The organism is Pedococcus sp. P1_H8 (assembly GCF_056405175.1).
On sequence record NZ_JBFUCP010000003.1, the window covers coordinates 272,194 to 294,059 of the forward strand.

At 71.2% G+C, this 21,866-nt stretch carries 21 protein-coding genes; 12 read left to right on the forward strand and 9 right to left on the reverse strand.

Annotated elements, in window-relative coordinates; all coding sequences use genetic code 11:
* Positions 1 to 129: 129 nt before the first annotated feature.
* From AC1DYG_RS04795 to AC1DYG_RS04805, 3 genes are read right to left on the reverse strand one after another with little or no spacing between them, the layout of a single operon-like run.
* Positions 130 to 1,146, reverse strand: a complete 1,017-nt coding sequence (locus tag AC1DYG_RS04795; RefSeq protein ID WP_477638750.1) for a GTP pyrophosphokinase — start codon at positions 1,144 to 1,146, stop codon at positions 130 to 132.
* Positions 1,147 to 1,190: 44 nt separating this feature from the next.
* A complete protein-coding gene (locus AC1DYG_RS04800) occupies positions 1,191 to 1,754 on the reverse strand; it encodes a DinB family protein (RefSeq protein ID WP_477638751.1) in 564 nt (187 codons plus the stop codon).
* A 23-nt stretch (positions 1,755 to 1,777) separates the two neighbouring features.
* Positions 1,778 to 2,083: a hypothetical protein gene (locus tag AC1DYG_RS04805; RefSeq protein ID WP_477638752.1), complete on the reverse strand. Its 306-nt coding sequence runs from the start codon at positions 2,081 to 2,083 to the stop codon at positions 1,778 to 1,780.
* Here AC1DYG_RS04805 and AC1DYG_RS04810 point away from each other — a divergent pair.
* Positions 2,061 to 2,792, forward strand: coding sequence for a serine hydrolase (locus AC1DYG_RS04810; protein WP_477638753.1), 732 nt, complete (start codon positions 2,061 to 2,063; stop codon positions 2,790 to 2,792). The genes AC1DYG_RS04805 and AC1DYG_RS04810 overlap by 23 nt on opposite strands.
* The gene (locus AC1DYG_RS04815; RefSeq protein WP_477638754.1) at positions 2,792 to 3,898 is read left to right on the forward strand and encodes a DNA glycosylase AlkZ-like family protein; all 1,107 of its coding nucleotides are present in this window, start codon (positions 2,792 to 2,794) and stop codon (positions 3,896 to 3,898) included. The genes AC1DYG_RS04810 and AC1DYG_RS04815 overlap by 1 nt, the downstream gene beginning before the upstream one ends.
* Before the next feature lie 43 nt (positions 3,899 to 3,941).
* Here AC1DYG_RS04815 and AC1DYG_RS04820 read toward each other — a convergent pair whose 3' ends face one another.
* Positions 3,942 to 4,979, reverse strand: coding sequence for a fatty acid desaturase family protein (locus AC1DYG_RS04820; protein ID WP_477638755.1), 1,038 nt, complete (start codon positions 4,977 to 4,979; stop codon positions 3,942 to 3,944).
* Between the two features lie 160 nt (positions 4,980 to 5,139).
* Here AC1DYG_RS04820 and AC1DYG_RS04825 point away from each other — a divergent pair, with 160 nt between their 5' ends.
* Positions 5,140 to 6,174, forward strand: a complete 1,035-nt coding sequence (locus AC1DYG_RS04825; RefSeq protein ID WP_477638756.1) for a phosphotransferase — start codon at positions 5,140 to 5,142, stop codon at positions 6,172 to 6,174.
* Between the two features lie 96 nt (positions 6,175 to 6,270).
* Positions 6,271 to 7,182: a DUF429 domain-containing protein gene (locus AC1DYG_RS04830; protein ID WP_477638757.1), complete on the forward strand. Its 912-nt coding sequence runs from the start codon at positions 6,271 to 6,273 to the stop codon at positions 7,180 to 7,182.
* A gap of 99 nt (positions 7,183 to 7,281) precedes the next feature.
* Here the strand turns inward: AC1DYG_RS04830 and AC1DYG_RS04835 are convergent, their stop codons facing one another.
* Both AC1DYG_RS04835 and dnaB read right to left on the reverse strand, forming a co-directional pair.
* Entirely contained in the window at positions 7,282 to 7,974 is a 693-nt protein-coding gene (locus AC1DYG_RS04835; protein WP_477638758.1) for a hypothetical protein, read from the reverse strand.
* Positions 7,975 to 8,049: 75 nt separating this feature from the next.
* Complete coding sequence (gene dnaB, locus AC1DYG_RS04840; protein WP_477614185.1) at positions 8,050 to 9,417, reverse strand: replicative DNA helicase; 1,368 nt, start codon at positions 9,415 to 9,417, stop codon at positions 8,050 to 8,052.
* Positions 9,418 to 9,876: 459 nt separating this feature from the next.
* Here dnaB and AC1DYG_RS04845 point away from each other — a divergent pair, with 459 nt between their 5' ends.
* The 3 genes from AC1DYG_RS04845 (at position 9,877) to AC1DYG_RS04855 (ending at position 11,852) form a co-directional block, all read left to right on the forward strand.
* Positions 9,877 to 10,149, forward strand: coding sequence for a DUF2277 domain-containing protein (locus AC1DYG_RS04845; protein ID WP_477638759.1), 273 nt, complete (start codon positions 9,877 to 9,879; stop codon positions 10,147 to 10,149).
* A 120-nt stretch (positions 10,150 to 10,269) separates the two neighbouring features.
* Positions 10,270 to 11,112, forward strand: a complete 843-nt coding sequence (locus AC1DYG_RS04850) for a hypothetical protein (protein WP_477638760.1) — start codon at positions 10,270 to 10,272, stop codon at positions 11,110 to 11,112.
* Positions 11,113 to 11,162: 50 nt separating this feature from the next.
* On the forward strand, positions 11,163 to 11,852 hold the full coding sequence (locus AC1DYG_RS04855) for a DNA alkylation repair protein (RefSeq protein ID WP_477638761.1): 690 nt from the start codon (positions 11,163 to 11,165) through the stop codon (positions 11,850 to 11,852).
* On the opposite strand, the gene AC1DYG_RS04860 is transcribed toward AC1DYG_RS04855, so the two are convergent.
* Positions 11,839 to 13,041: an MFS transporter gene (locus AC1DYG_RS04860; RefSeq protein WP_477638762.1), complete on the reverse strand. Its 1,203-nt coding sequence runs from the start codon at positions 13,039 to 13,041 to the stop codon at positions 11,839 to 11,841. The two genes, AC1DYG_RS04855 and AC1DYG_RS04860, sit on opposite strands and share 14 nt — an antisense overlap.
* Positions 13,034 to 13,846, reverse strand: coding sequence for a PIG-L deacetylase family protein (locus AC1DYG_RS04865; RefSeq protein ID WP_477638763.1), 813 nt, complete (start codon positions 13,844 to 13,846; stop codon positions 13,034 to 13,036). The genes AC1DYG_RS04860 and AC1DYG_RS04865 overlap by 8 nt, the downstream gene beginning before the upstream one ends.
* A gap of 195 nt (positions 13,847 to 14,041) precedes the next feature.
* On the opposite strand from AC1DYG_RS04865, the gene AC1DYG_RS04870 reads away from it, so the two are divergent.
* From AC1DYG_RS04870 to AC1DYG_RS04890, 5 genes are all read left to right on the forward strand, one after another.
* On the forward strand, positions 14,042 to 16,519 hold the full coding sequence (locus tag AC1DYG_RS04870) for a glycoside hydrolase family 3 protein (protein WP_477638764.1): 2,478 nt from the start codon (positions 14,042 to 14,044) through the stop codon (positions 16,517 to 16,519).
* A gap of 130 nt (positions 16,520 to 16,649) precedes the next feature.
* Positions 16,650 to 17,285: a TetR/AcrR family transcriptional regulator gene (locus AC1DYG_RS04875; protein WP_477638765.1), complete on the forward strand. Its 636-nt coding sequence runs from the start codon at positions 16,650 to 16,652 to the stop codon at positions 17,283 to 17,285.
* A gap of 28 nt (positions 17,286 to 17,313) precedes the next feature.
* On the forward strand, positions 17,314 to 18,666 hold the full coding sequence (locus AC1DYG_RS04880) for an MATE family efflux transporter (RefSeq protein ID WP_477638766.1): 1,353 nt from the start codon (positions 17,314 to 17,316) through the stop codon (positions 18,664 to 18,666).
* An 87-nt stretch (positions 18,667 to 18,753) separates the two neighbouring features.
* The gene (locus tag AC1DYG_RS04885) at positions 18,754 to 19,086 is read left to right on the forward strand and encodes a PadR family transcriptional regulator (protein ID WP_477638767.1); all 333 of its coding nucleotides are present in this window, start codon (positions 18,754 to 18,756) and stop codon (positions 19,084 to 19,086) included.
* Complete coding sequence (locus AC1DYG_RS04890; RefSeq protein ID WP_477638768.1) at positions 19,083 to 20,126, forward strand: hypothetical protein; 1,044 nt, start codon at positions 19,083 to 19,085, stop codon at positions 20,124 to 20,126. The genes AC1DYG_RS04885 and AC1DYG_RS04890 overlap by 4 nt, the downstream gene beginning before the upstream one ends.
* A 201-nt stretch (positions 20,127 to 20,327) precedes the next feature.
* On the opposite strand, the gene AC1DYG_RS04895 is transcribed toward AC1DYG_RS04890, so the two are convergent.
* Positions 20,328 to 21,851: a gamma-glutamyltransferase gene (locus AC1DYG_RS04895; RefSeq protein WP_477638769.1), complete on the reverse strand. Its 1,524-nt coding sequence runs from the start codon at positions 21,849 to 21,851 to the stop codon at positions 20,328 to 20,330.
* Positions 21,852 to 21,866: the final 15 nt, after the last annotated feature.

Sequence of the window (21,866 nt, forward strand, 5' to 3'; positions counted from 1 at the left end):
CCGGTGACATCGTCGGGTGGCGGCAGAGCTTGGGCGGCAAGGCTTCCGACGAGCCCACTTCGCGGACGCTATGCAGTGCCCCTGAGCGTGGGGCACCGCATAGCGGCCACGCCGCGACCTCTGGTGGGTTCAGACGGCGCGGAGCTTCTCGAGCCTGGTCCGCAGGGCGGTTTCACGATGCGCGTTGCCGTGCAGGGCGAGGTAGCGCGAGCCGTAGACCGCGAGCAGGGCGTCGTCGAGGCGGCGGACCACGCCGGCTGGATAGCGGTAAGCCATCCGGGCGTTGATGCCCTCGAGGTCGATCGAGGACAGCAAACCGGAGAGCTCGTCGAGCGAGGTGATTCCGAGCTCGAGCAGCAGCCCCGAGATCCAGGCGTAGTGGTCGGTGCGCGACCAGCCGGCCTCCTGGAACTGGCCGGCGAGGAACGTCGCGAGGTCCGAAGCGCTGATCCGCGGGTCGTCCTCGTCGATCGTGAGCCGCTGCCCGCCCATCGTCGCCTGCAGGGTGTCGCGGATCTCGGAGAACTCCCGGTCGGCCAGCTCCAACAGCCCTGCCGCGAGCGTGAACCGGCGGTCGAGGTCTGGCACGTGCTCCTCGGGGATGGTGCCCTTGTAGCGCACGTCGTGCTCGAACTCCGCCCACGCGTGCTGCAGGATCGTGCGCACCTGCACCGAGGCGCTGCGCCCCTTCAACGGTTCGTATGCCGCGGGCACGCCCTTGACGGGGTCGACCGCCACGAGCAGGTGGCGGCTCGAGTAGCCGAACCGGCCCTGACGGGCCGTCTCGCGCCCCATGTCGCGGTCGTCCAGGACGCTGAACTGGTCGGACAGCAGCCCGGCCACGGCATCGACGTCGCCGTGCAGGTAGGTCACGACGCGGACCCCGACCTGGTCGGTGATCTCGGTGAGCGGGTCGGCGTAGACCTGGTCACCGTCGATGGTGCGGCCCGCCTTCGCCGCGAAGGACGCGACCGACTTGGCGCGACCGGTGACGCTGACGTAGTTGATGCCGGCGTCGTCGAGCAGCGAGGTGACGAGCGCGATGAACTGCTCCGCGTGCACCCGCAGGGCGGGCTGCAGCGCGGCATACTCCTGCACGGCGTCGTGGACGCTGACGGGCTCGGGACGTGCGGCCTGGTCGCTCACGCTGCACAGGCTATGGGGCCCGACGCAGGTCGGCGCGGAGGCGGTCACTGTCCGGTGCGGCCGTCGATCCGTTCGCGGATGAGGTCGGCGTGACCGCAGTGCCGCGCGTACTCCTCGATCAGGTGCACCAGGAGCTCGCGCAGGGAGATCGGGCCGCGGGTCGGGTGGGTGCTCATCAGCTCGAGCGACTCGGCGTGGTCGACGAACGCCTCGCCGTACGCGACCTCCTCACGCCAGGACCGCCAGGCCTCGGCGACCACCTGGTCGTCGGCCACCGCCCCGTTGAAGTCGGCGTCGCCGTCGTCGTCGTCCTTGCCCCACAACCGCGGCACCGGCTCGCCCGCCATCGTGATCCGGAACCAGGCATGCTCGACCGCGGCCAGGTGCCGGAGCAGCCCCAGCATCGACATGGTGGACGGCTCGACCGACCGACGGGCCAGCTGCTCGGCGTCGAGACCCTCGCACTTCATCTCGAAGGTCAGCCGGTAGTGCCGCAGGTAGTCGAGCAGGACGCTGCGCTCGTCGGTCGCGTTGCTGCTCGCCGCCTCGCGGGGGTCGTCGTCGGGGTCGACCCACATGTCGGGGTATTTCTGCGCCTTCGAAGTCATGGGCTCGATCATGTCCGGCCCGGTCAGCCCGCACCAACTCCATTTCGGGCGCCCGCGGATGGCACCGGGTGATCGCTCGGTTCGCGCTGGGGGGTGGTCGGGTTACCCTCGGTGACCATGCGGCATACCGTCTGGTTGGCAGCAGCCTGTCTCGCGCTCAGCGCTTGCGCGGGCGCGACCCAGACTCCGCGTCCGGTCACCGCGACCTCGACGACCACGCCGTCGACCACCACCAGCACCACCACGGCTGCGCCGACCACCACGACCACCGCCCCGAGCCACGCCGCGACGACGAAGGCGAAGGCGGTGAAGCCGAAGCCCTCCCCCACGCCCACCGCAGCCTCGCTCCGCACCAGCCTCAAGGGCGACACCAACGACGCGTTCGCGTTCGCGCCGCTCAGCAGCCCGGGCAACGTCACCGTCGAGGGGTCGGTCTCGGGCTACAAGGCCTGGTCGACGTCCAAGGTGCTGGTGGTCGCCGCCTTCCTCGACACCGTGTGCGACGGCGACCCCGCCAGGGCGACCACTCAGCAGAAGCGCTGGGTGACCGCCGCCCTCACCGCCTCCGACGCGAACGCGGTGGTGGCGCTGCGCGACGCCATCCCCGGCAGCCCTGGAGCCGCCATCAACCGGGTCCTGAGGTCCATCGGCGACACCCGCACCGTGGCCCCGGACGCCTCGCAGGGCGGGATGCAGTGGACCATCCGTGAACAGGTGCGCTTCATGGCTGCGCTGAGCGCGGGACGCGTCGTGTCCAAGGCGTCCAGCTCCTACCTCCTGTCGTCGATGCGACCGATCTCCGCACACCGCTGGGGCCTCGGGACCATCGGCGCCGGACCGTTCAAGGGCGGCTGGCTCCGCAGCGACACGGTCACCCGCCAGATGGGGATCGTCGACGGGTATGCCGTGGCGATCATCACCGACGCGCAGGGCCCGGCAGTGCTCCAGAGCGACGGCGACTCGGCCCACGTCGCGCAGATGAACTACCTCGCCAAGATCCTGAAGCGGCGACTGGCCCTGGAGTCCGGCCGGGGCTGATGGGCGACGTCGTGCTGTCCCGCGCGGAAGCGCGACGCATCGCGGTGCGGGCGCAGCTGCTCGACGCGCCGCGGCCCACGGACCTGCTCGACGTGGTGCGACGCCTGGGCGCGGTCCAGGTCGACCTGACGGCGGCGGTCGCGCCGAGCGCGGACCTCGTGTGCTGGAGCCGGCTGGGCGCAAGCTACGCGCTGGGCGATCTTGACGAGCTGTTCCAGGAGCGGGCGGTGGTCGAGCTGAGGGGCTTCCTGCGGCCCGCCGAGGACATCTCGCTCTTCCGCGCGGAGATGGACCAGTGGCCCGGCCCCGAACCGCTGCGCGACTGGCAGATGGACGTCGCCGAGTGGGTGTCGGCCAATGACGACTGTCGCCTCGACATCCTCGAGCAGCTGGAGTCCGAGGCGCCCCTGTCGGCGCGACGCCTGCCCGACTCGTGCGTGGTCCCGTGGCGGTCGAGCGGCTGGACCAACAACAAGAACACCCAGCGGATGCTCGACTTCATGGAGGCCCGCGGTGAGGTGGCCGTCGTGAGTCGCGAGGGGCGCGAACGGCAGTGGGACCTGGCCAGCCGGGTCTTCCCCGACACCAAGGCCGTGCCCGTGGACGAGGCACTCGTCGAGCGCGCCCAGCGGCGACTGGCGGCGCTCGGGCTGGCTCGCGAGAAGTCGGTCGAGGCCCCCGGTGAGCCGAACGACGTGGGGCAGGTCGGCGAGGTGGCGGTCGTGGAGGGACTGCGTGGGGCGTGGCGGGTCGACCCGCTGCAGCTGGAGCGGCTGGACGAGCCGTTCGTCGGGCGCACGGTGTTGCTGTCCCCCTTGGACCGGCTGGTGTTCGACCGCAAGCGGATGGCCGAGATCTTCGAGTTCGAGTACCAGCTCGAGATGTACAAGCCCGCTGAGAAGCGCCGATGGGGCTACTGGGCGCTGCCGATCCTGCACGAGGACCGGCTCGTCGGGAAGGTCGACGCGACGGCCGACCTGACGGCCGGGGTCTTGCGGGTGGCTGCGGTTCACGAGGATGCGCCATTCCCTGCCGCGCTGCGGGCCGCGGTCGACGCCGAGATCGAGGATCTCGCGGACTGGCTCGGCCTGGCCGTCGCCCGCTGAGGCCGGGTCACCCGCTGACGCCCCGTCACCCGCGAAGACGCTGTCACCCGCGAAGACGAAGGGGCGCGCCGACGGCGTGCAGGTGGCGGACCACGTCGGCGTACGAGGACGGCGCCGACGCCTCGACGTAGTTCACACCGTTGCGGTCGCAGAACGAGCGCACGATCACCTGCGCCCGCGGAAGGTTCGCCCGCGGCATACTCGGAAAGAGGTGGTGCTCGATCTGGTAGTTCAGCCCACCGAGGGCCCAGTCGACCACCGGGCCACCGCGGATGTTGCGGGACGTGAGCACCTGGCGCAGGAACGGGTCGGCTTCGTCGGCCTTGGAGAGCACGGGCATGCCCTTGTGGTTGGGGGCGAAGGACACCCCGAGGTAGAGGCCGCGAAGCCCTTGGTGGACCGCGACGAAGACAAGGCCCTGCACCCACGTCATCGTGACCACCACGAGCGAGACGTAGGCCACCGTGTGGAAGCCGATCAGCAGCAGCTCGGTCGAGCGGTGGCGGAAACCCGAGCGGACCAGCGTTCGGATGCCGGCGAGATAGAGGTTCGCTGCCTCGAAGGTGAGCATGGGGAAGAAGAGCCACGCCTGGTACCTCGTGACCGTCGCGGCCAGCCCCCGGCGGTCGATCGCCTGGCTGACGTCGAAGATGAGTGCGCCGGCCCGCACGTCGGGGTCGGTGTCGAGGTCGTTGGGGTGCGCGTGGTGGGCGTTGTGCTTGTCGACCCACCAGCCATAGCTGAGGCCGCTGAGCAGGTTCGCGTGGAGCAGGCCGAGCAGGGTGGCCGTCTTGGCCCGGCGCGAGACCTGACGGTGTGCGATGTCGTGACCGAGGAAACCGATCTGCACCGACACCACGGCCAGCACCCCCGCCCACGCGATCAGCCACCACGAGTTGCGCCAGAGCACCATCGCGGCCACCACGGCGAGGAGGCCGAGCAGGTTGAACGCGAAGTGGCCGGCGTAGGACCCGAGCCGCCGATCCATCAGTCCGGCAGCGCGTACCGCCGCGTTGACGTCGGCGTACAACCGTCGAGGGACGTCCGCCGTCGAGGTGACGGGGCTGGGAAGGGTGCTCATGACGGACTCCCGGTGGTGATGCGCCGTGGTGGTACGCCACCGGGTCCGGGGCAGCCTTGCTCGCCCGAGTCTACGCGCGAAGCAGCGACGCAGACAGGTGACAAATCGGCGCCGCGATGGTGTCCGAGGCGTGCCAGCCGCCCTTGTCTACGATCAGCTGATGGCATCCGGCTTCGAGAATCTGACTCCCGACCAGCGGGCGCTGCTCGACCAGTGGTTGCCTGGCGCGGTCGTCGAGCGCGACCACAGCTGGGGCCTGGTCGACCGGGTCGTGCTGGAGGTGACCCACGGGGCGCACCGCTTCATCGTCAAGGCCGGGGGGACGGACGATCACCACATGGCCCGCGAGCTGAAGGCTCACCTGAACTGGTTGCAGCCGTGGACCTCGCGCGGGCGGGCCCCGCTGCTCGCCCACCACGACGCGGCCGTGAACCTCCTGGTGACCCACTTCCTGCCCGGCCACCTCGTCGAGGGGACCGACAAAGAAGCAGACCCCGCGGCATACCGGCAGGCTGGTGAGCTGCTCGCTCTGCTGCACTCGCAGACGTCCGTGAGGGATGACGCCTACGAGGCTGCGGAGAACGCGAAGTCGCTGGCCTGGCTCGACAAGCCGCACCGGATCGACCGGGACGTCGAGGACGCGCTGCGGGCCGAGATCGCGACGTGGCCGGTGGCGCCCATGCTGCTCGTGCCGACCCACGGCGACTGGCAGCCCCGCAACTGGATCGTGAACGAGGGCCAGGTCAGCGTCATCGACTTCGGCCGGGCTGCCCTGCGGCCTGCGATGTCGGACTTCGCGCGCATGGCGGCGCGGGAGTTCCTCCGTGACGCTGCCCTCGAGGCGGCGTTCCTCGACGGTTATGGCTCTGACCCACGGGATCCGGCCGCGTGGCGGCGCAACCGGGTGCGCGAGGCCGTCGGCACAGCGGTGTGGGCCCACCAGGTCGGCGACGAGGCGTTCGAGGTGCACGGTCACCAGATGATCGCGGACGCGTCGCCGAGACGGACTAGCGTGGCGGGACACCGCCTTGCTGTGCTGGCCATCAAAGGTCACGAGGATGGTCGGGGTGCGGAGCCAGCCCGCGAGTGCGGGGTCGCGCTGGGGAGCTCCGAGAGCTCGGACTCCAGGCGTTCGCGCAGGCACAGCTCGTGCTGGCCCACCGCTCCAGCTCGAGCAGGCTCAGGCACACCCTGATCCGACGTTCGGGGCGAGTCGTGGCACGCTGGCGCACGGTGGAGACGACCCGAAGGGCGGTGAGCAGACATGGCGCAGGATCCGAGAGCGCACGACGTGGCCATCGAGCTGTCCTTGCAGGCCGCGAGCCTGGCGAAGCGGCTCGACGGAGGGGGCCGACTTGGCGAGGTGGCCGCGGCGGAGGCGGTGGCTGAGATCGCCGACACGCTGCGACGCCTCGGTGTGGCGCTCGGTGTGGATGTCGACGGCCTCGCCACTCGGCCCACGGATCCGGTGGTGACACCCCGCGGTCCGACGCCAGCGCCGCCGGTGGACGTGACCGTGCCCGTGCTCGGCGTCGACGCCTGCTCGGCCGGGTGGGTGGGGGCCATCCTCGACCCCGGTGCGCCCCGCCCGCGCATCGCCGTCGCGGCCACCATCGCCGCGCTCGTCGAGACCGTGCGCCAGACCCTCGACCTCCAGGCTGTGGCGATCGACATCCCCATCGGACTCCCCGACGACAGCACGCGACAAGCGGACGTCCTGACGCGAAACGCGTTGAAGGGCAAGGCTTCCTCGGTCTTCACCACCCTGACCCGTGCGGCTTACGAGGAGGAGACCCGGGCGGCGGCGGATGCGGCCAACCGGGCGCGGTCCGGTCAAGGAGTGGGCGCGCAGGCCTTCGGGCTGCGCGACAAGATCCTCGAGGTCGACGCGTGGGTGCGCAGCCGGCCGACCGTGGCCGTCTTCGAGGTGCACCCCGAGCTCAGCTTCGCGGTCATGGCCGGAGCACCGCTGCTCGCCGCCAAGAAGACCGACGAGGGACGCACCGCCCGCCTCGCCGCCCTCGCCGCCGCCGGCATCGCCCCACCATCGGTGCTCAAAGGCGACGGGTATGCCGCGGACGACGTCCTCGACGCCTGTGCGGCTGCGTGGACGGCAGCGCGTCGCACGACCGGAGTCGCACGATCCCTGCCGGAGTCACCGGAAACCTTCTCCGACGGCATACCCGCAGCGATCTGGGTCTGACGCCCTCGGCGTGCGCTCCTGGTCCGTCGGGCGCCGGAATGGTCTTCTGGGGCCGCTATGCACTGCCCCACAAGGGTGGGGCAGTGCATAGCGGCCTGCTCACGTCCCTTGCCGGCGCCTTCCCTTGCCTGCCGACCAGGCGCCCGTGACATCGCGGTCCCGGGCGTCGCGGCGTTCGCTGCGCGTACTGCCGGGATAGCTCCCGCTCATGCGTAGAGCGCGAAGTCGACGGAGGCGAAGCACGTTGATGAGGATGGTCAGCGCCATCAGCGCGAGGAAGCTGAGCCCGATGCCGATGCCGATCTCGGGGTCGATGTTGTCGCCTGTCCAGTAGGTCACGTCGGGTTCGGCGACCGCGTGACGGACGGCGCCCTCACCGTCGGTCTGGACGCGCACGCGCAGGGTGCCGTCGTAGCCGGTGGTCGCGGTCGGCTCCTGCCATCCCTCCTGCCAGTCCATGGTGTCGGGCAGAGTCCCGGCATTGGCGACCGCCTCGAGATCGACCAGTCCGTCGCTGCCAGGCAGTCGCGCCCGGACACCGTCCACCTCGTACCAGCCGCCACCCTTCGCTGGCTCGTGGTCCACATGGACCCGAACGTCGGACACAGTGACCCAGGAGCCGTCACGCACAACGTCGCGAGCGACGTTGCGGTCGTGGAGGTCGGTGCAGCCCAACCCGAGACCGAACGCGGCCACGATGCCGAACGCCACCAGCCAGCCGCGGGCGCCGTCGGTCGCATCCCACAGCCTCGAGACGAAGCGGTCGTTCACGTGTGCGAGTGGCTTGGTCATGAGGGCACCGACATGTTCACTGGACGCCGATATGGCACGGCCGGTTCCACCGTCACGGGGCCGACAGAGGAGGGATCAGAAGCCGTCGCGGGCCATGTTGGCGAAGCGGGAGTAGTGGCCCTGGAAGGCCAGCACGATGTCCTTGGTCGGACCGTTACGGTGCTTGGCCACGATCACGTCGGCCTCGCCCTCACGCCCTGGGTCAGCCTTGTCGCGGTGCAGCAGGATCACCATGTCGGCGTCCTGCTCGATCGAGCCGGACTCACGCAGGTCGGACATCTGCGGGCGCTTGTCGGTGCGTTGCTCGGGACCACGGTTCAGCTGGCTGATCGCGATGACCGGCACCTCGAGCTCCTTGGCGAGCAGCTTGAGCGCACGCGAGAACTCCGACACCTCCTGCTGGCGCGACTCGACCTTCTTGCCCGAGCTCATCAGCTGGAGGTAGTCGATGACGACGAGCTTGAGGTTGTGCTGCTGCTTGAGGCGGCGGCATTTGGCGCGGATCTCCATCAGCGACATGTTGGGCGAATCGTCAATGAACAGAGGGGAATCCGAGATCTGGCCCATGATGCGGGCGAGCTTCTTCCAGCCCGCGTCACCGATCGTGCCCTTGCGCAGGTCCTGCAGCTGGATCTGCGCCTCGGCCGAGAGCACACGCATCGTGATCTCGGAGCGGCTCATCTCGAGCGAGAAGACGGCGGTCGCCATCTTGTGCTTGATCGCGGCCGACCGGGCAATGTCCAGGCCCATCGTCGACTTGCCGACTGCCGGTCGGGCCGCGAGGACGATCATCTGGCCCGGGTGCAGGCCGTGCGTCAGCTCGTCGAGCTCGATGAACCCGGTCGGCACGCCGAGCATCTCGCTGGCGTCGCGGCCCGCGGCGACCTCGATCTCGTTGAGCGTCTCCTCGAGGATGTCGCCGAGCGCGTGGTAATCCTCCCCACCGCGCTTGTCGGCCACTGCGTAGACCTCGGCCTGGGCGGCGTTGACGATGTCCTCGACGTCGCCGTTGCCCTGCTGGTAGCCGAGCTGCACGATGCGGGTGCCGGCCTCGACGAGGCGGCGCAGCACCGCTCGCTCACTGACGATCTCGGCGTAGTAGCCGGCGTTCGCGGCCGTCGGGACAGCCTGGATGAGAGTGTGCAGGTAGGCCTGGCCGCCGATCCGCTGCAGGTCGCCGCGCTTGGACAGCTCGTCCGAGACGGTGATCGCGTCGGCAGGCTCACCCCGCCCATAGAGGTCGAGGATCGCGTCGTAGATCAGCTCGTGCGCGGGTCGGTAGAAGTCCGTGCCGCGCAGTCCCTCGACGCAGTCGGCGATGGCGTCCTTGGACAGCAACATGCCGCCGAGGACGGACTGCTCGGCGTGCAGGTCCTGCGGGGGGACACGCTCGTCGCTCGGCGGTGGCCCGTCGCCCCCGGTGCCGAACGCACTCGTGCTCAACTCCGCAAGAGACACTCGCGCAACTCCCCTGTCATTTCAGTTCGACCTGAACCGCATCCACCATGCTTTTCACAGTCACCGCGTTCCACGGGCACCGCCTCCGACGCCCACCCGGCCGCGACTTCCACCGGTGTGATTCGAGTACACCAGCGTCCACCGACATCGCGCGTCTGCGACACCAGAAACCCGTGACCCGGCACAACGTATGGCCGCCCGCCCCACACCTCAAACCGTCCCTGTGGACAGGGTGGGGACAACGTGTGCGCAACGCCCGACCTGCTTGTGCACAGTCGGGGGATAACCCTGTGGATTTCGCGACGCTCCGTCCCAAAACAAGGCCTTGACCTGCAGGTTCGTGATCCACCGGGTGTGGACCCAGGAAACTTTCGGGCGTGTCCATGCTGTGGCTCATCCACATGACGCGCGACACACTCGGCCGCCTCGACGTAGCCTGACCTTATGTGCCGAAACATCCGCCAGCTGCACAACTTCGAGCCCGCCGCCACCTCAGACGAGGTCCGCGCCGCAGCGCTCCAGTACGTCCGCAAGGTCAGCGGCAGCACCAAGCCCAGCGCCGCCAACCAGGCCGCCTTCGACGAGGCCGTCGCGGAGGTCGCCCACGCGACCCAGCACCTGCTCGAACACCTCACCACGACGGCACCACCGAAGGACCGCGAGACCGAGGCAGCCAAGGCCAGGGTCCGCGCCCAGGCGCGGTACGGCGCGGCCTGACCCACGCGGCATACCAACGGAGGGGTATGCCGCGTGCTCGCCCCGGCGAGCAGGTGCGCCGCCCGGCCGGGGCTGTGGATATCTCCGGGGAGGTCCCGAGATCGCTGCCATCGTGGGGGCATGACGTCCTTACCTCCTTCGCCGATCCACCCGGAGGCACCCGCGCTCACGGTCGCCGCGATTCCCACGACGGACGTCGAGGACTGGTCCACCCGGTGGTCCGACGAGGTCGACGCCATGGCGGACGGGGTCACCGCGCTGACGCGACAGCCGGGGCCGCGTGTCACCCACCTGGTGCTCGTCGACGGACTGCCGGCCGACCACTGGGTCGAGGACGGCAGCGACAGTCGGCGGAATTCCCGGCCGGGGCGACGACGCGGCCCGGCGCTGAGCACGGCGACCGACCACCGCGACCGCGAGCTGCGGTGGCTGGACTGCCTCGTCGGGGGTCGCCGGGCGCTGCTCGACCTCGACGCCCAGCCCCTGGTCACGCGACCGCTCGACCTGCCTGACCTGCCCATCGACCTGCAGGTCAGGGCGCGGGCGATCAGTACCGAGTGCGACCGGCTGGCGGTCGAGGCGTTCGGGCTCGAGGAGCTGGTGGCGGCGCTGCGCCACCTGCTCGCCGCGGCGTTGACCGCCGACCCCGCCATGCTGCTGCGCAGCACCCGTGACGACACCGCGATGGGGGCCTTGGTGTGGGCAGCGGCCCAGGCCAACGCACTGATCGGGCCCACCGGTCACCTGCTGGCGCGCGACCTGTGGACGCGTCTGGGCGTCGCACCATCCGCCGCCGGGCGCGGTGCCGCCCTGCTGGACCGGCTGGCGCCCGGCGCCGACCAGGTGGTGGCACCACCGGGCGCGCCACGACTGCGGCCGACCGGTCGGCCCGACGCGTTGCTCGGGTCGACGCGGGCCTCGCTCGTGGCGCGACGCGACGAAGTGCTCGCCACCGGAGGGTGACCCCTGCGTGGTCCCGCGCCGCTGTCCGAGCTGGACGGCATGCTGGCTCCGTGACACACCCCGTCATCGATGCCGTCCGGACCGCGCTCGCCGGTGCAGGCGACCCCCAGCGCGCGATCAGCCAGCAGGCCTACATGAAGTCGTCGATGCCCTACCGCGGCCTCACCTCTCCCGAGCTCAAGGCGCTGCTGCGACCGATCCTGGCCGACCCGGCCTACGGGTTCGAGGAGCGCGACGACTGGGAGCTCGCGGTGCGTGAGCTCTGGGACGGCGCCACCCACCGTGAGGAGCGGTATGCCGCGACGGCGCTCACGGGACACCGCGCCTACCGCGAGTGGCAGGACCCGGACGCGGTGCCGCTCTATCGACACCTGGTCGTCACCGGCGCCTGGTGGGACCACGTCGACGAGGTCGCGAGCAACCGGATCGGCCCGATCCTGTTGTCCCACAAGGCGACCATGACCCCGATCGTGCGCGCCTGGGCGACGGACGAGGACCTGTGGCTGCGGCGGACCGCGATCATCTGCCAGCTGACGTTCAAGGAGCAGACCGACCTCGCGCTGCTGCGTGACGCCATCGAGCCCAACCTCGCGGACACCAGCTTCTGGATCCGCAAGGCGATCGGGTGGGCGTTGCGTCAGCACGCCCGGACCGACGCGGACTGGGTGCGCGCGGCGGTGGCCGAGTACGGCGACAGGCTGAGCGGGCTGAGCCGGCGTGAGGCCCTCAAGCACCTCTGAGCGACCGGTGCGGGCGGACCACGAACCGCGCCACCGCCAAGGCGGCCAGCGCGGACCCCGCGGCCACGAGGAAGGCGCCACCGATCCGGCCGGAGTCCGACAACGCCCCCGCGGCCGCGGCACCTGCCGACGAGCCGACGAGGAACGCCGAGATGAGCCACGCGAAGGCCTCGGTCGTCGTGCCGGGCGGCGCCAACCGGTCGACCAGCTGGAAGACACACGTGAGCACCGGCGGCAGCCCGAGCCCACTCGCCACGGTGAGCAGCCCCATCACCAGGGCGTTCGACGGCACCCAGGCCAGGGCGGCATACGTCAGCGCGATCACACCCAGCCCGAGCAGCAGGTCACGGCGCGGATCGCGGTGCGGCGCGCGCGGGCTGTAGGCGACCCCGCCGACGAGGGCCCCGAGGGCATTGGCGGCGACGAGCCACGGCGCCAGCCCGCGGTCGCCGGTGGACTCGGCGTAGGCCACCAGCGCGACCGCCGGCACCCCGATCGTCAGCCCCACCAGCGCGACCGCGGCGTAGAGGACACACAGGCGACGGGAACGCAGTGGTCCCAGCCAGTGCCGGTCCTCGTGCACCGGTGGCGTCCACGCACCCGACGCTCGCGACGCGACGAACCAGGCCGTGCCCGCCAACCCGATGACCCCGGCCGCGACCAGCCCGCCCCCACCGCCGAACAACTGGGCGACCAGGACGACCAGCGGGCCCAGGACGAAGATCAGCTCCTGGGCAGCCGCGTCGAGCGCAAACGCCGACGGCACCTGGCGCGGCGACAGCACGGACGGCCACAGGGTGCGCAGCGCGGGCTCCAGTGGCGGCGTCGCGAGCCCCGCGACCAGCGCCACGACCAGCGCGCCCGCGGAGGGCACCCACGGCAGCACTGCGAGCGCGAACGAGGAGACCAGCCCGCCCAGGACAAGCGCGGCACGTTGCCCACGCAGGTCCATCACGCGCGACAGGGCAGGCCCGCCCAGGCAACACCCGAGGGAGTATGCCGCGGTGAGCAGCCCGGCTCGGCCGTAGCCGCTGCCGGCGTCGCGGGCGAAGAGCACCAGGGCGAGCGGCACCATGCCGTTGGGCAGGCGTCCGACCAGCGCGGAGAACAGCAGGCGCGCGACCTGGGGCAGTCTGAGCAGGGCGGCGGGGCTGAGCGACGACGAGGCTTCAGGAGCGGCGTCAGTCACCGAACGGCCAGCCCACCTGCATCTGTGGGTGCTGGGCACGGTCGACGCCGGGCTCGAGGTAGTGCTCGAGCCCGAAGAAGACTGCGAAGAAGTCCGGGGGCATCGAGAGCATCCCCTCGATGTCGGTCGCCTGGCTGCGGTGCGCCTCGAGGGAGGCCCGCCGTTGGTCGAGGTAGTCGCCCACGTCGACCTGCCAGGTGATCTCGGCCTCCGGGGTGCCGAGCGGGTTGCCGTCGTCCATCGGGCTGTCGGGGTCGAAGGCCTGGTCACCGGCCCCCGCGGCGACGGCCGCCTGGAAGGCGCCCCGCACGACGTCACGGTTCATCGTGGACTCGAGCAGTCGCGGACGGCGGGCGGCCAGCTCGGCTGCGCGGTGGACCACTGCGTGGACCTTGACATGGTCGGGGTGGCCGTAGCCGCCGTGCCAGTCGTAGCCCACCAGGACGTCGGCCTCCTCCTCGTCGAGGACCGCAACGAGCCGGCCGGCCGCCTCGTCGACGTCGGCTCCCGTGAAGGCGCCCTCCTCGGAGTTCTGGGCCCAGCCGGTCATGCCCGAGTCGCGATAGCCCAGCCACGCGATCCGCTGGACGCCCAGGGCGTCGGCGCTGGCTTGGGCCTCGCGACGACGCCAGTGGACCAGGGTCTCGCCCTCGGGCAGTCCGCCGGACGGGAGCTCACCGTGGTCGCCGTTGGTGGCGAAGACGGTGACGACACGATGGCCCTCAGCGACCGCGCGGGCCATCGCGCCGGCGGTCTGGGACGCCTCGTCGTCGGGGTGGGCGTGGAGGAAGACGATCGTGGACACGTCGCCATCATGCCAACGCCGACCGACGGTGCGCACACGGTCCTTCCCGGCAAAACGGCCGTTGCGCTGCGACACGGGAGTTGCAACCCCCGTGTTGCGTCGCAACGGCCGTTTTGCGGGGGTGGGTGTCTCAGTCCGCGAAATAGTTAGCTCTAACTATTTACTGCCTGCCGACACTCCGCTGCACTGGGAGGCGTGACCTCCACCGACTTCAGCGCCCTCGTCGCCACGCTCGACCTCCCCACCAAGGTGCGCCTGCTCACCGGCGCCACCTCCTTCACCCTGCACGGCGAGGACTCGATCGGGCTCGCGCCGATGGCCTTCTCCGACGGCCCCACCGGGGTCCGCGGCCTCAAGTTCACCGGTGGCGACCACGTGGCGCTGTTCCCCAATGCCACCCTGCTGGCGAGCGCCTGGAACGAGGACACCGCTCAGGAGGTCGGCGAGATGCTGGCCGAGGAGGCCGAGCGCCAGCAGATCCACGTCGTGCTCGGGCCGACCATCAACCTGCACAGGTCACCCTTGGGCGGTCGGCTCTTCGAGGCCTACTCCGAGGACCCGCTGCTCACAGGTCGTCTCGCGGCGGCATACGTCAAGGGCTTGCAGGGCAAGGGAATCGGTGCCTGTCTCAAGCACCTCGTGGCCAACGAGTCCGAGACGCTGCGCAACTACATGAACTCGATCGTGAGCGAGGAGGCGCTGCGCGAGGTCTACCTCCTGCCGTTCGAGATCGCCGTCGAGGAGTCGCAGCCATGGTCGATCATGGCGGCCTACAACGACGTCAACGGCGCCGCGGCCACCGAGCAGGACCACGTCAACAACGAGGTCGTCAAGGGTGAGTGGGGCTGGGACGGCCTGCTCATGAGCGACTGGTTCGCCACCAAGACCTCCGCCCCGGCTGCCCTCGGTGGCCTCGACCTCGTCATGCCAGGCCCGGACGGACCCTGGGGCGAGGCGCTGGTGGCCGACGTCGAGTCAGGTGCCGTGCCCGAGTCCGTCATCGACGAGCACGTATGCCGGCTGCTCCGGCTCGCGGAGCGGGTCGGCGCCCTGGGTGGTTCCGACGGCCCCGGTGGTTCCGATGGGCACCGGGCGTGGCCGACGGACTCGCCGGCGCCGGACGCACCTTCACGCCGCGAGCAGCTGCGGCGCCTGGCCACCGACGGGATGGTCGTCCTGCGCAACGAGGGCGGTGTCCTGCCGCTGGCTGGCCCGGGCACGGTCGCGCTGATCGGGCGGCACGCCGTGGAAACCGTCTGCATGGGTGGTGGCTCGGCCCAGGTCAACCCGCCCTACCAGGTCTCCATCGCCGAAGGACTGGGTGCCACGATCGGAGACCGGCTGACGGTGCTCGATGGCGTCGAGGTCCGCCAGCGGCCGCTTCCCGCATCGCCCACGGCGATCAGCGACCCCGCCAGCGGCGCACCCGGCATGCAGGTCGAGCACGTCGACGCCGACGGCGTGGTCATGCTCGCCGAACACGTGGACGGCGCCGACGTGACGACGGGCTGGGACGAGACCCTGCCGCGCCCGACCGACCAGCTGCGGCTGCGCGCCCGCCTGGTCGAGGGCGGTCACGTGCGCCTCGGTGTCCTCGGCACAGGCCGGTGGACAGTCAGCCTCGACGGTGTCGAGCTCGGCGGAGGAGACCTCGCCGCCAGTGGCGCCGACCCGGGCGAGGGCATGTTCAAGCCACCGCTCTGGACGACGGAGGTCGACGCCGCGCCGGGCGCGTTGGTCGAGGCCGTGCTGACCATCCTGCGGTCCGAGCCCCAGCCAGGCCCAGACGGCAAGCTGAGCACGCTGTCCCACGTCCTCGCCTCCGGCATGGGCGTCAAGTCACTCGTCGCCGGTCCGGTGCCTCCGTCGGCAGACGACGTGATCGAGGCGGCGGTCGAGGCCGCGCGCAGCGCCGAGGTCGCCGTGGTCGTCGTCGGGCTCACCCCGGAGCAGGAGACCGAGGGCACCGACAAGTCCACCCTCGCGCTGCCGGGCGAGCAGGACCGGCTGGTGACCGCCGTCGCCGCCGCGGCCCCCCGCACGGTCGTCGTCGTCAACGCCGCCACCCCCGTGCTGATGCCGTGGGCCGGCGAGGTCGATGCGATCCTCGTCGTCGGGTTGCCCGGTCAGGAGGGTGGCCACGCCGTGGCCGATGCCCTGCTCGGACTGCGCGAGCCCGCCGGTCGACTCGTGACATCGTGGCCGGCGCAGGACGGCGCGGCACCGGCGTGGGACGTCGAGCCCACCGACCTGCAGCTCGACTACACCGACGGGCTGTTCGTCGGCTATCGCGGCTTCCACGCCGGCCACGCGGATGCCCCAGCCCACTGGCTCGGCGCTGGCGACGGGTACGGATCGTGGGACTACGAGTCGGCCGAGCTCACCGAGACCGGTGTGCGGGTCACGGTGCGCAACACCAGTGACCGGACGTCCCGCGAGGTCGTGCAGGCGTACTTCCAGCCCGCCGACTCCGACCAGCCGGTCCGGCTCGTCGGCTGGGGCTCGGCCACGGTGGCCGCGGGTGAGAGTGCCGACGTGGAGATCGCGACGGACGCGCGGCTGTGGCGCCGGTGGGACACCGCGGCCGGCGAGTGGGGCAGTCCGCTCGCGGGTGGCGAGCTGCTCGTCGCCCGTGGTCTGGGCGACATCCGCACCCGACTCCCCCTCGCGTGACCAGCTTGCCACGCCCCCACCCCCCTCTCGCAAAATGGTCGTTGCTCGACGAGACGGGGGCTGTAGACCCCGTTTCGTCGAGCAACCGCCGTGTTGCGGGGGCAGGGCGGTCGCGACCGAGGGCGCGCTGGTGAGCACCGCACGGCGGGGGCGGGGCCGGCCCAAGGGTGCGGCCGGAACGGGCGAGACTCGCGAACGGATCGTCGCGTCTGCGGCTGAGCTGTTCGCCGAGCGCGGCTTCCACGCGACGCCGATGACCGCCATCGCGACGGCCTCGGGCCTGAGCCAGACCGGCCTGCTGCACCACTTCGCCACCAAGGAGGACCTGCTCGCGGCAGTGCTGGAGGAGCGTGATCTCCGCGACCTCGCGAGCCTGTCGGCCCGACGTGGGACGCCCGCCCGGGGCTGGGAGGTCCTCGACGACATGGTGGAGCTGGTGCGGCTCAACGCCGGCCGGGAAGCGATGGTCCGTCTGTTCACCAGCCTGGCCGGCGAGGCGATCGACGCCGGCCACCCGGGCCACGACTGGCTCCGGCGGCACCACGCGAGTGCCGTCGAATCGCTCACCCGCGCCCTGTCGGACGCGGTGGCCGACGGCACCGCAGCACCCGACCTGCCCGCGGCGACCATCGCGCGGCAGTTCGTCGCCCTGATGGACGGGCTCCAGCTGCAGTGGCTGATGGCGCCCGCCGACGTGGACATGGCTGCCGACGCCGAGTCCTATGTCGCCGGGGTGCGCGACCGCTGGGCGACCACCTCCGAATAGGCCGGCGGCCAACCGTTAGCGTGGCGCGGTGAGCAGGGACCTGGGAGCACGGTCGGGGCAGAGCCGCGACATCCTGCGCCTCGCAGTCCCTGCGTTCCTCGCCCTCGTCGCCGAACCGCTGTTCCTGCTGGCCGACTCCGCGATCATCGGACACCTCGGCACCGCTCAGCTCGCCGGCCTCGGAGTCGCGAGCGCCACGCTCATCACCGCTGCCAACATCTTCGTCTTCCTCGCCTACGGCACCACGTCGATCGTCTCGCGCCAGATCGGCGCGGGCAGTGAGAGGGGGGCCCTGGAAGCGGGCATCGACGGCACCTGGCTCGCGGTCGTCCTCGGTGCGGCCACCGCCGTCGCCGTCGCCTTCAGTGCCGAGCCGCTCTGCCGCCTCTTCGGTGCCTCCGACGACGCCATCGGGTATGCCGTGACGTACCTTCGCATCTCGGCGCTCGGCATCCCCGCGATGCTCGTGGCGTTGGCCGCCACCGGAGTGCTGCGAGGGCTGCAGGACACCCGGACACCGTTGGTGGCATCGGTCGCCGGGTTCTCCTCCAACGTCGTGCTCAACCTCCTGTTCGTCTACGGATTCGGCTGGGGCATAGCGGGATCCGCGTGGGGCACGGTCATCGCGCAGACCGGCATGGCGATCGGACTCGTGACCGTCCTGGTGCGCCACGCGCGCGAGGCGGGGGCCACTCTCCACGCGCATCCTGGACGCGTGCTGCGCGCCGCGCTGACCGGCATACCCCTGCTCGTGCGCACCCTGGCACTGCGCGCGATCCTGCTCGTCACCACTTGGGTCGCGGCCGGCCTGGGTGACGTCCCCCTGGCCTCGCACCAGGTGGCGGCGACGGTGTGGAGCTTCCTCGCGTTCGCCCTCGACGCCCTGGCCATCGCGGCCCAGGCACTCACGGGCAAAGCGCTCGGTGCCGGCGACGTCGCTGCGGCGCGCGCCGCGACGACCACGATGATCCGGTGGGGCATCTGGGGAGGAGCACTCCTCGGGCTGGTCGTCCTGGCGGTGCACTCGCTGCTGCCCGCGCTGTTCACCAGCGACCCCGCGGTGCGGTCGGCGTTGTCCGCCGCGCTCGTGGTGGTCGCACTCGGTCAACCCCTGGCCGGCTACGTCTTCGTCGTGGACGGCGTCCTCATCGGCGCCGGCGACGGACGCTGGCTGGCCGGGGCGATGGCGACGACGCTGGCGCTCTACCTGCCGCTGGCCGTCTGGGTGCACGCGACGAGTGACGAGCTGCTGGCGCACGGCGCGCCGCGGGCGGTGACCGTCCTGTGGGTCGTCTTCACCGCGTTCATGGCGATCAGGGCGTGCTTCTTCTGGTGGCGGATCCGCGGCGATGCGTGGGCCGTGACCGGCGCCGCCCGCTGACCCCGGGCGCTGGCGCCGTTGCACAGCCCGACGCCAGCTTGCTCAAGTCCTCTATATATACCGATGGTCGTACTATAGTCACGCTCCATGACGACATCCGCGATGCGTGAACCCACCTTCCTCGTCCTCGCCGCCCTCGCCGAAGGTCCCAAGCACGGGTATGCCGTGACGCGCGCCGTGTCGGAAGGGTCCGACGGACGGGTGACCCTGCGGGCCGGGACGTTGTACGCAGCCCTGGACCGGCTGCAGGCCGAGGGGCTGGTCCGGGCATCGGGCGAGGAGGTGGTCGACGGGAGACTGCGCCGCTACTACGACCTGACCGACCAGGGTCTGCAGACTCTCGCGCAGGAGACCCGCCGGCTGCGGGCCAACGCTGACAACGCGGCCCGTGCCCTTCGGGCGCGAGGGGTGACGGCATGACCGCCAACGTTGACCGGGCGAGTGTGGACGCGCTGGAAGCCAGTTACCGCAGGCTGCTGAGCCGCTACCCGCGCAGCTGGCGCGAGCACCGCGAGGAGGAGGTGCTCGCTGTCCTGATGGAGGGGGCGTTCGAGGAGGGGCGCACGCACCCGACCGGGCCCGAAGCCTGGGACCTGGCCAGGCACGCACTGGCGACCCGGTTGTCCCAGCTGGTGTCCGAGTCTGGTCGTCGGCGCACGGCAGTGCTCGCCCTGTGGTCGGGAGCAGCCCTGGCGCTGACCAGCCTGGTGCTCGGCGAGCTCCTCCCGTGGGTGGCACCGGCTCTCGCGCCGGATCTGATCACGTCCCCCGACGAGTCGCCCCGTCTGCCACCCTCACCGGGAACCGGGGTAGGTCTCTACGCACTGTGGCTGAGCGCCTGCCTGCTGGTCCTGATCGGCCGCGGCCGGATCGCTGGGGGCCGGATCGCTCGGGGCCTGATCCTCGGTTGCGCCGTGTTCGCCGCCAGCAGCCCGCTGCTGGCGTCATTCACTGAGACGCTCGAGCCACCGCTCTACTTCAAGGCCGTCCTGGTTCTGTTCGCACTGCTCGCCGCGAACACCCCGATCCACCAGTCCTCGCGGAGCGCCCTCGGAGCGGCTGGCGCGACCGTTGCCCTCGCCGTCGCCCTGGGAGTGCTCGCCCGCCCGGACAAGGCCGTGATGTTCGGTGAACCCGGCTACGCCTATTACCGGTCCTACGAGCTGGGTGTGAGTGCCATGGGTGCCGGTTTGCTCTGGGCCATCGCTCCAGCGGTGCTTGTCGTCGTCCTCCTGGCCACGCGTCGATCGCTGCGGGCGTGGACCGGCCCAGCACTCGTCGTCGGGCTTGCGTGGGCGCTGTTCGCTCTCCTCGCGGGGGTGGGCAACACCGCCTGGGCCGGACTGCATGAGGCCGTCGCGCTGTTCGCGGGGGCGACGGTGCTGGGTCTGGTGTGGCTGGCCGGACGTCAGGCAGGCCGCCGAGTCCTGAGTCGTGCGGGGTCGCCCGACGCTGCGTGAGCGGCCTGGCCCGCTGCCCCCCGACTTGTTGCCGGCTATTGGTCACGTGACGCCTGGTTCGGGGGTCCAGTGACGATCTCGGCGCAACAAGTCCGGGGCGCCCCGACTTGTTGCCGGCTGGTGGTCACGCGACCTCTGTTGAGGGGGTCCAGTGACGATCTGCGCGCAACAAGTCCGAGGGCTGGCGCGTGGCAGGCCGACTCAGGAGACGCGCGTCGCTGCCTCACGGCGGGGGTCGCCGGCCGCGTCGAGGGTGCCATCCGGGAGCCGGCGAGCTGCTCCCACGCCACCGAAGAACATCGACCTCGAACCGTGCGAGAACGACTGCAGCCCAAGGCTTTCGACCGCAGCTGACACGGCGTCGTCGTCCTCGTGATCCACGCGGGCGGTGCCGTCCTCGAGGATGCGCACGTGCACGCGGGTCGCGTCGATGGCCTCCTGCATCGGCAGTCCCTCGAGGCAGTAGCGACCCAGCACCTGCATCAGGGCCGTCGTGATCCGGTCGGCGCCGGGGCTGCCGATCGCGAGCGCTCCGCCGGACAGCGAACGAGCGACGGACGGGGACATGTTGGACGCGAGCCGCGTGCCGGGCGCCAGCGCGTGCAGCCCCAGCCGGTTGAGCTCGGGCTCCCCGAGACAGTTGTTGAGCATGAGGCCGGTGCCGGGAACCGTTGCGCCGGAACCGTATCCGCTCGACGCCGTGATCGCGCACAACGTGCCGTCGCTGTCGACCGCCGAGATGTGCGCCGTCGACGACGAGGTCGGCAGGCTGGCCAGCCCGTTGCGGTCGACCGACTCGAGCAGCGCGTAGCCGTCCTCCTCCAGATCGGTGGACAGGTCGTGCACCTGGTGGCGGTAGGACAGCACGCGCCGCTGGATCTCGACGATGCGCGACCAGTCCCAGCCGCCCGCGGCGAGCTCGCGCAGCATCACCGCGAGCATGGGTCCGCCCACCGAGGGCGGGGGGTTGAGCGCCAGGTCCCACTCACCGAGGGTGAGCCGCAACGGCGTGCGGACCACCGCCCGGTAGGCCGCGAGGTCGGCCGCGGTGACCAGGCCACCGCGCGCTTCACTGTCCTCCGCAATCCGGGCGGCCAGGTCGCCGGTGTAGAGCGAACGAGCCCCCTCCGCGCCGATCTGCTCGAGCGTGTCGGCCAGGTCGGGATTCGTCGCTTGCTGTCCGGCGATGACGATGGTGCCGTCGGCTCCCCTCACGAGCGGACGCGTGTGTTCATCCCACCCGAAGACCGCCTCCCCGGTGATGGCGAGATAGCTCGCCGCCGCGCCACCGATGACGAAGCCCGTCCTGGCCGCGGCGACGCTGGGGGCCAGCACGTCTCGCCACGTCGCCGCGCCATGCCGGTCGTGGGCGACCCCCAGGGCCGCGAAGGCGCCGGGCGTCGCGACCGAGCCGTGGCCGGCATACAAGGTGAGGCCGCCGCCGTAGGAGGTGGTGACCTCACGCAACCCCTCCCCGAACCGCGACGGGTCCAACCCACGCCCGGGCATCTCGACGTTGCCGTCGATCACCTCGGGGTCGCCCCCGGCGGGCCAGACACTGACGAACGCACCACCCGCGGCCGACACGATCCCTGGCTCCGTCGTCATCGCCGAGACCATGGCCGCGATAGCCGCGTCGACGGCATTGCCCCCGGCTGCGGCGGCGGCAAGGCCGGCCTCGGCAGACGCCGGTCCGGTCGCCGCGATCGCCACGCGTGGTGTCATGCGCCGATTCTGTCC

What these genes read in the sequence shown, in the direction of transcription:
- AC1DYG_RS04800 (WP_477638751.1), bottom strand. Translation starts at nt 1,754, where the DNA reads ATGACTTCGAAGGCGCAGAAATACCCCGACATGTGGGTCGACCCCGAC.
- AC1DYG_RS04815 (WP_477638754.1), top strand. Translation starts at nt 2,792, where the DNA reads ATGGGCGACGTCGTGCTGTCCCGCGCGGAAGCGCGACGCATCGCGGTG.
- AC1DYG_RS04820 (WP_477638755.1), bottom strand. Translation starts at nt 4,979, where the DNA reads ATGAGCACCCTTCCCAGCCCCGTCACCTCGACGGCGGACGTCCCTCGA.
- AC1DYG_RS04825 (WP_477638756.1), top strand. Translation starts at nt 5,140, where the DNA reads ATGGCATCCGGCTTCGAGAATCTGACTCCCGACCAGCGGGCGCTGCTC.
- AC1DYG_RS04835 (WP_477638758.1), bottom strand. Translation starts at nt 7,974, where the DNA reads ATGACCAAGCCACTCGCACACGTGAACGACCGCTTCGTCTCGAGGCTG.
- AC1DYG_RS04845 (WP_477638759.1), top strand. Translation starts at nt 9,877, where the DNA reads ATGTGCCGAAACATCCGCCAGCTGCACAACTTCGAGCCCGCCGCCACC.
- AC1DYG_RS04850 (WP_477638760.1), top strand. Translation starts at nt 10,270, where the DNA reads ATGACGTCCTTACCTCCTTCGCCGATCCACCCGGAGGCACCCGCGCTC.
- AC1DYG_RS04885 (WP_477638767.1), top strand. Translation starts at nt 18,754, where the DNA reads ATGACGACATCCGCGATGCGTGAACCCACCTTCCTCGTCCTCGCCGCC.
- AC1DYG_RS04890 (WP_477638768.1), top strand. Translation starts at nt 19,083, where the DNA reads ATGACCGCCAACGTTGACCGGGCGAGTGTGGACGCGCTGGAAGCCAGT.
- AC1DYG_RS04895 (WP_477638769.1), bottom strand. Translation starts at nt 21,851, where the DNA reads ATGACACCACGCGTGGCGATCGCGGCGACCGGACCGGCGTCTGCCGAG.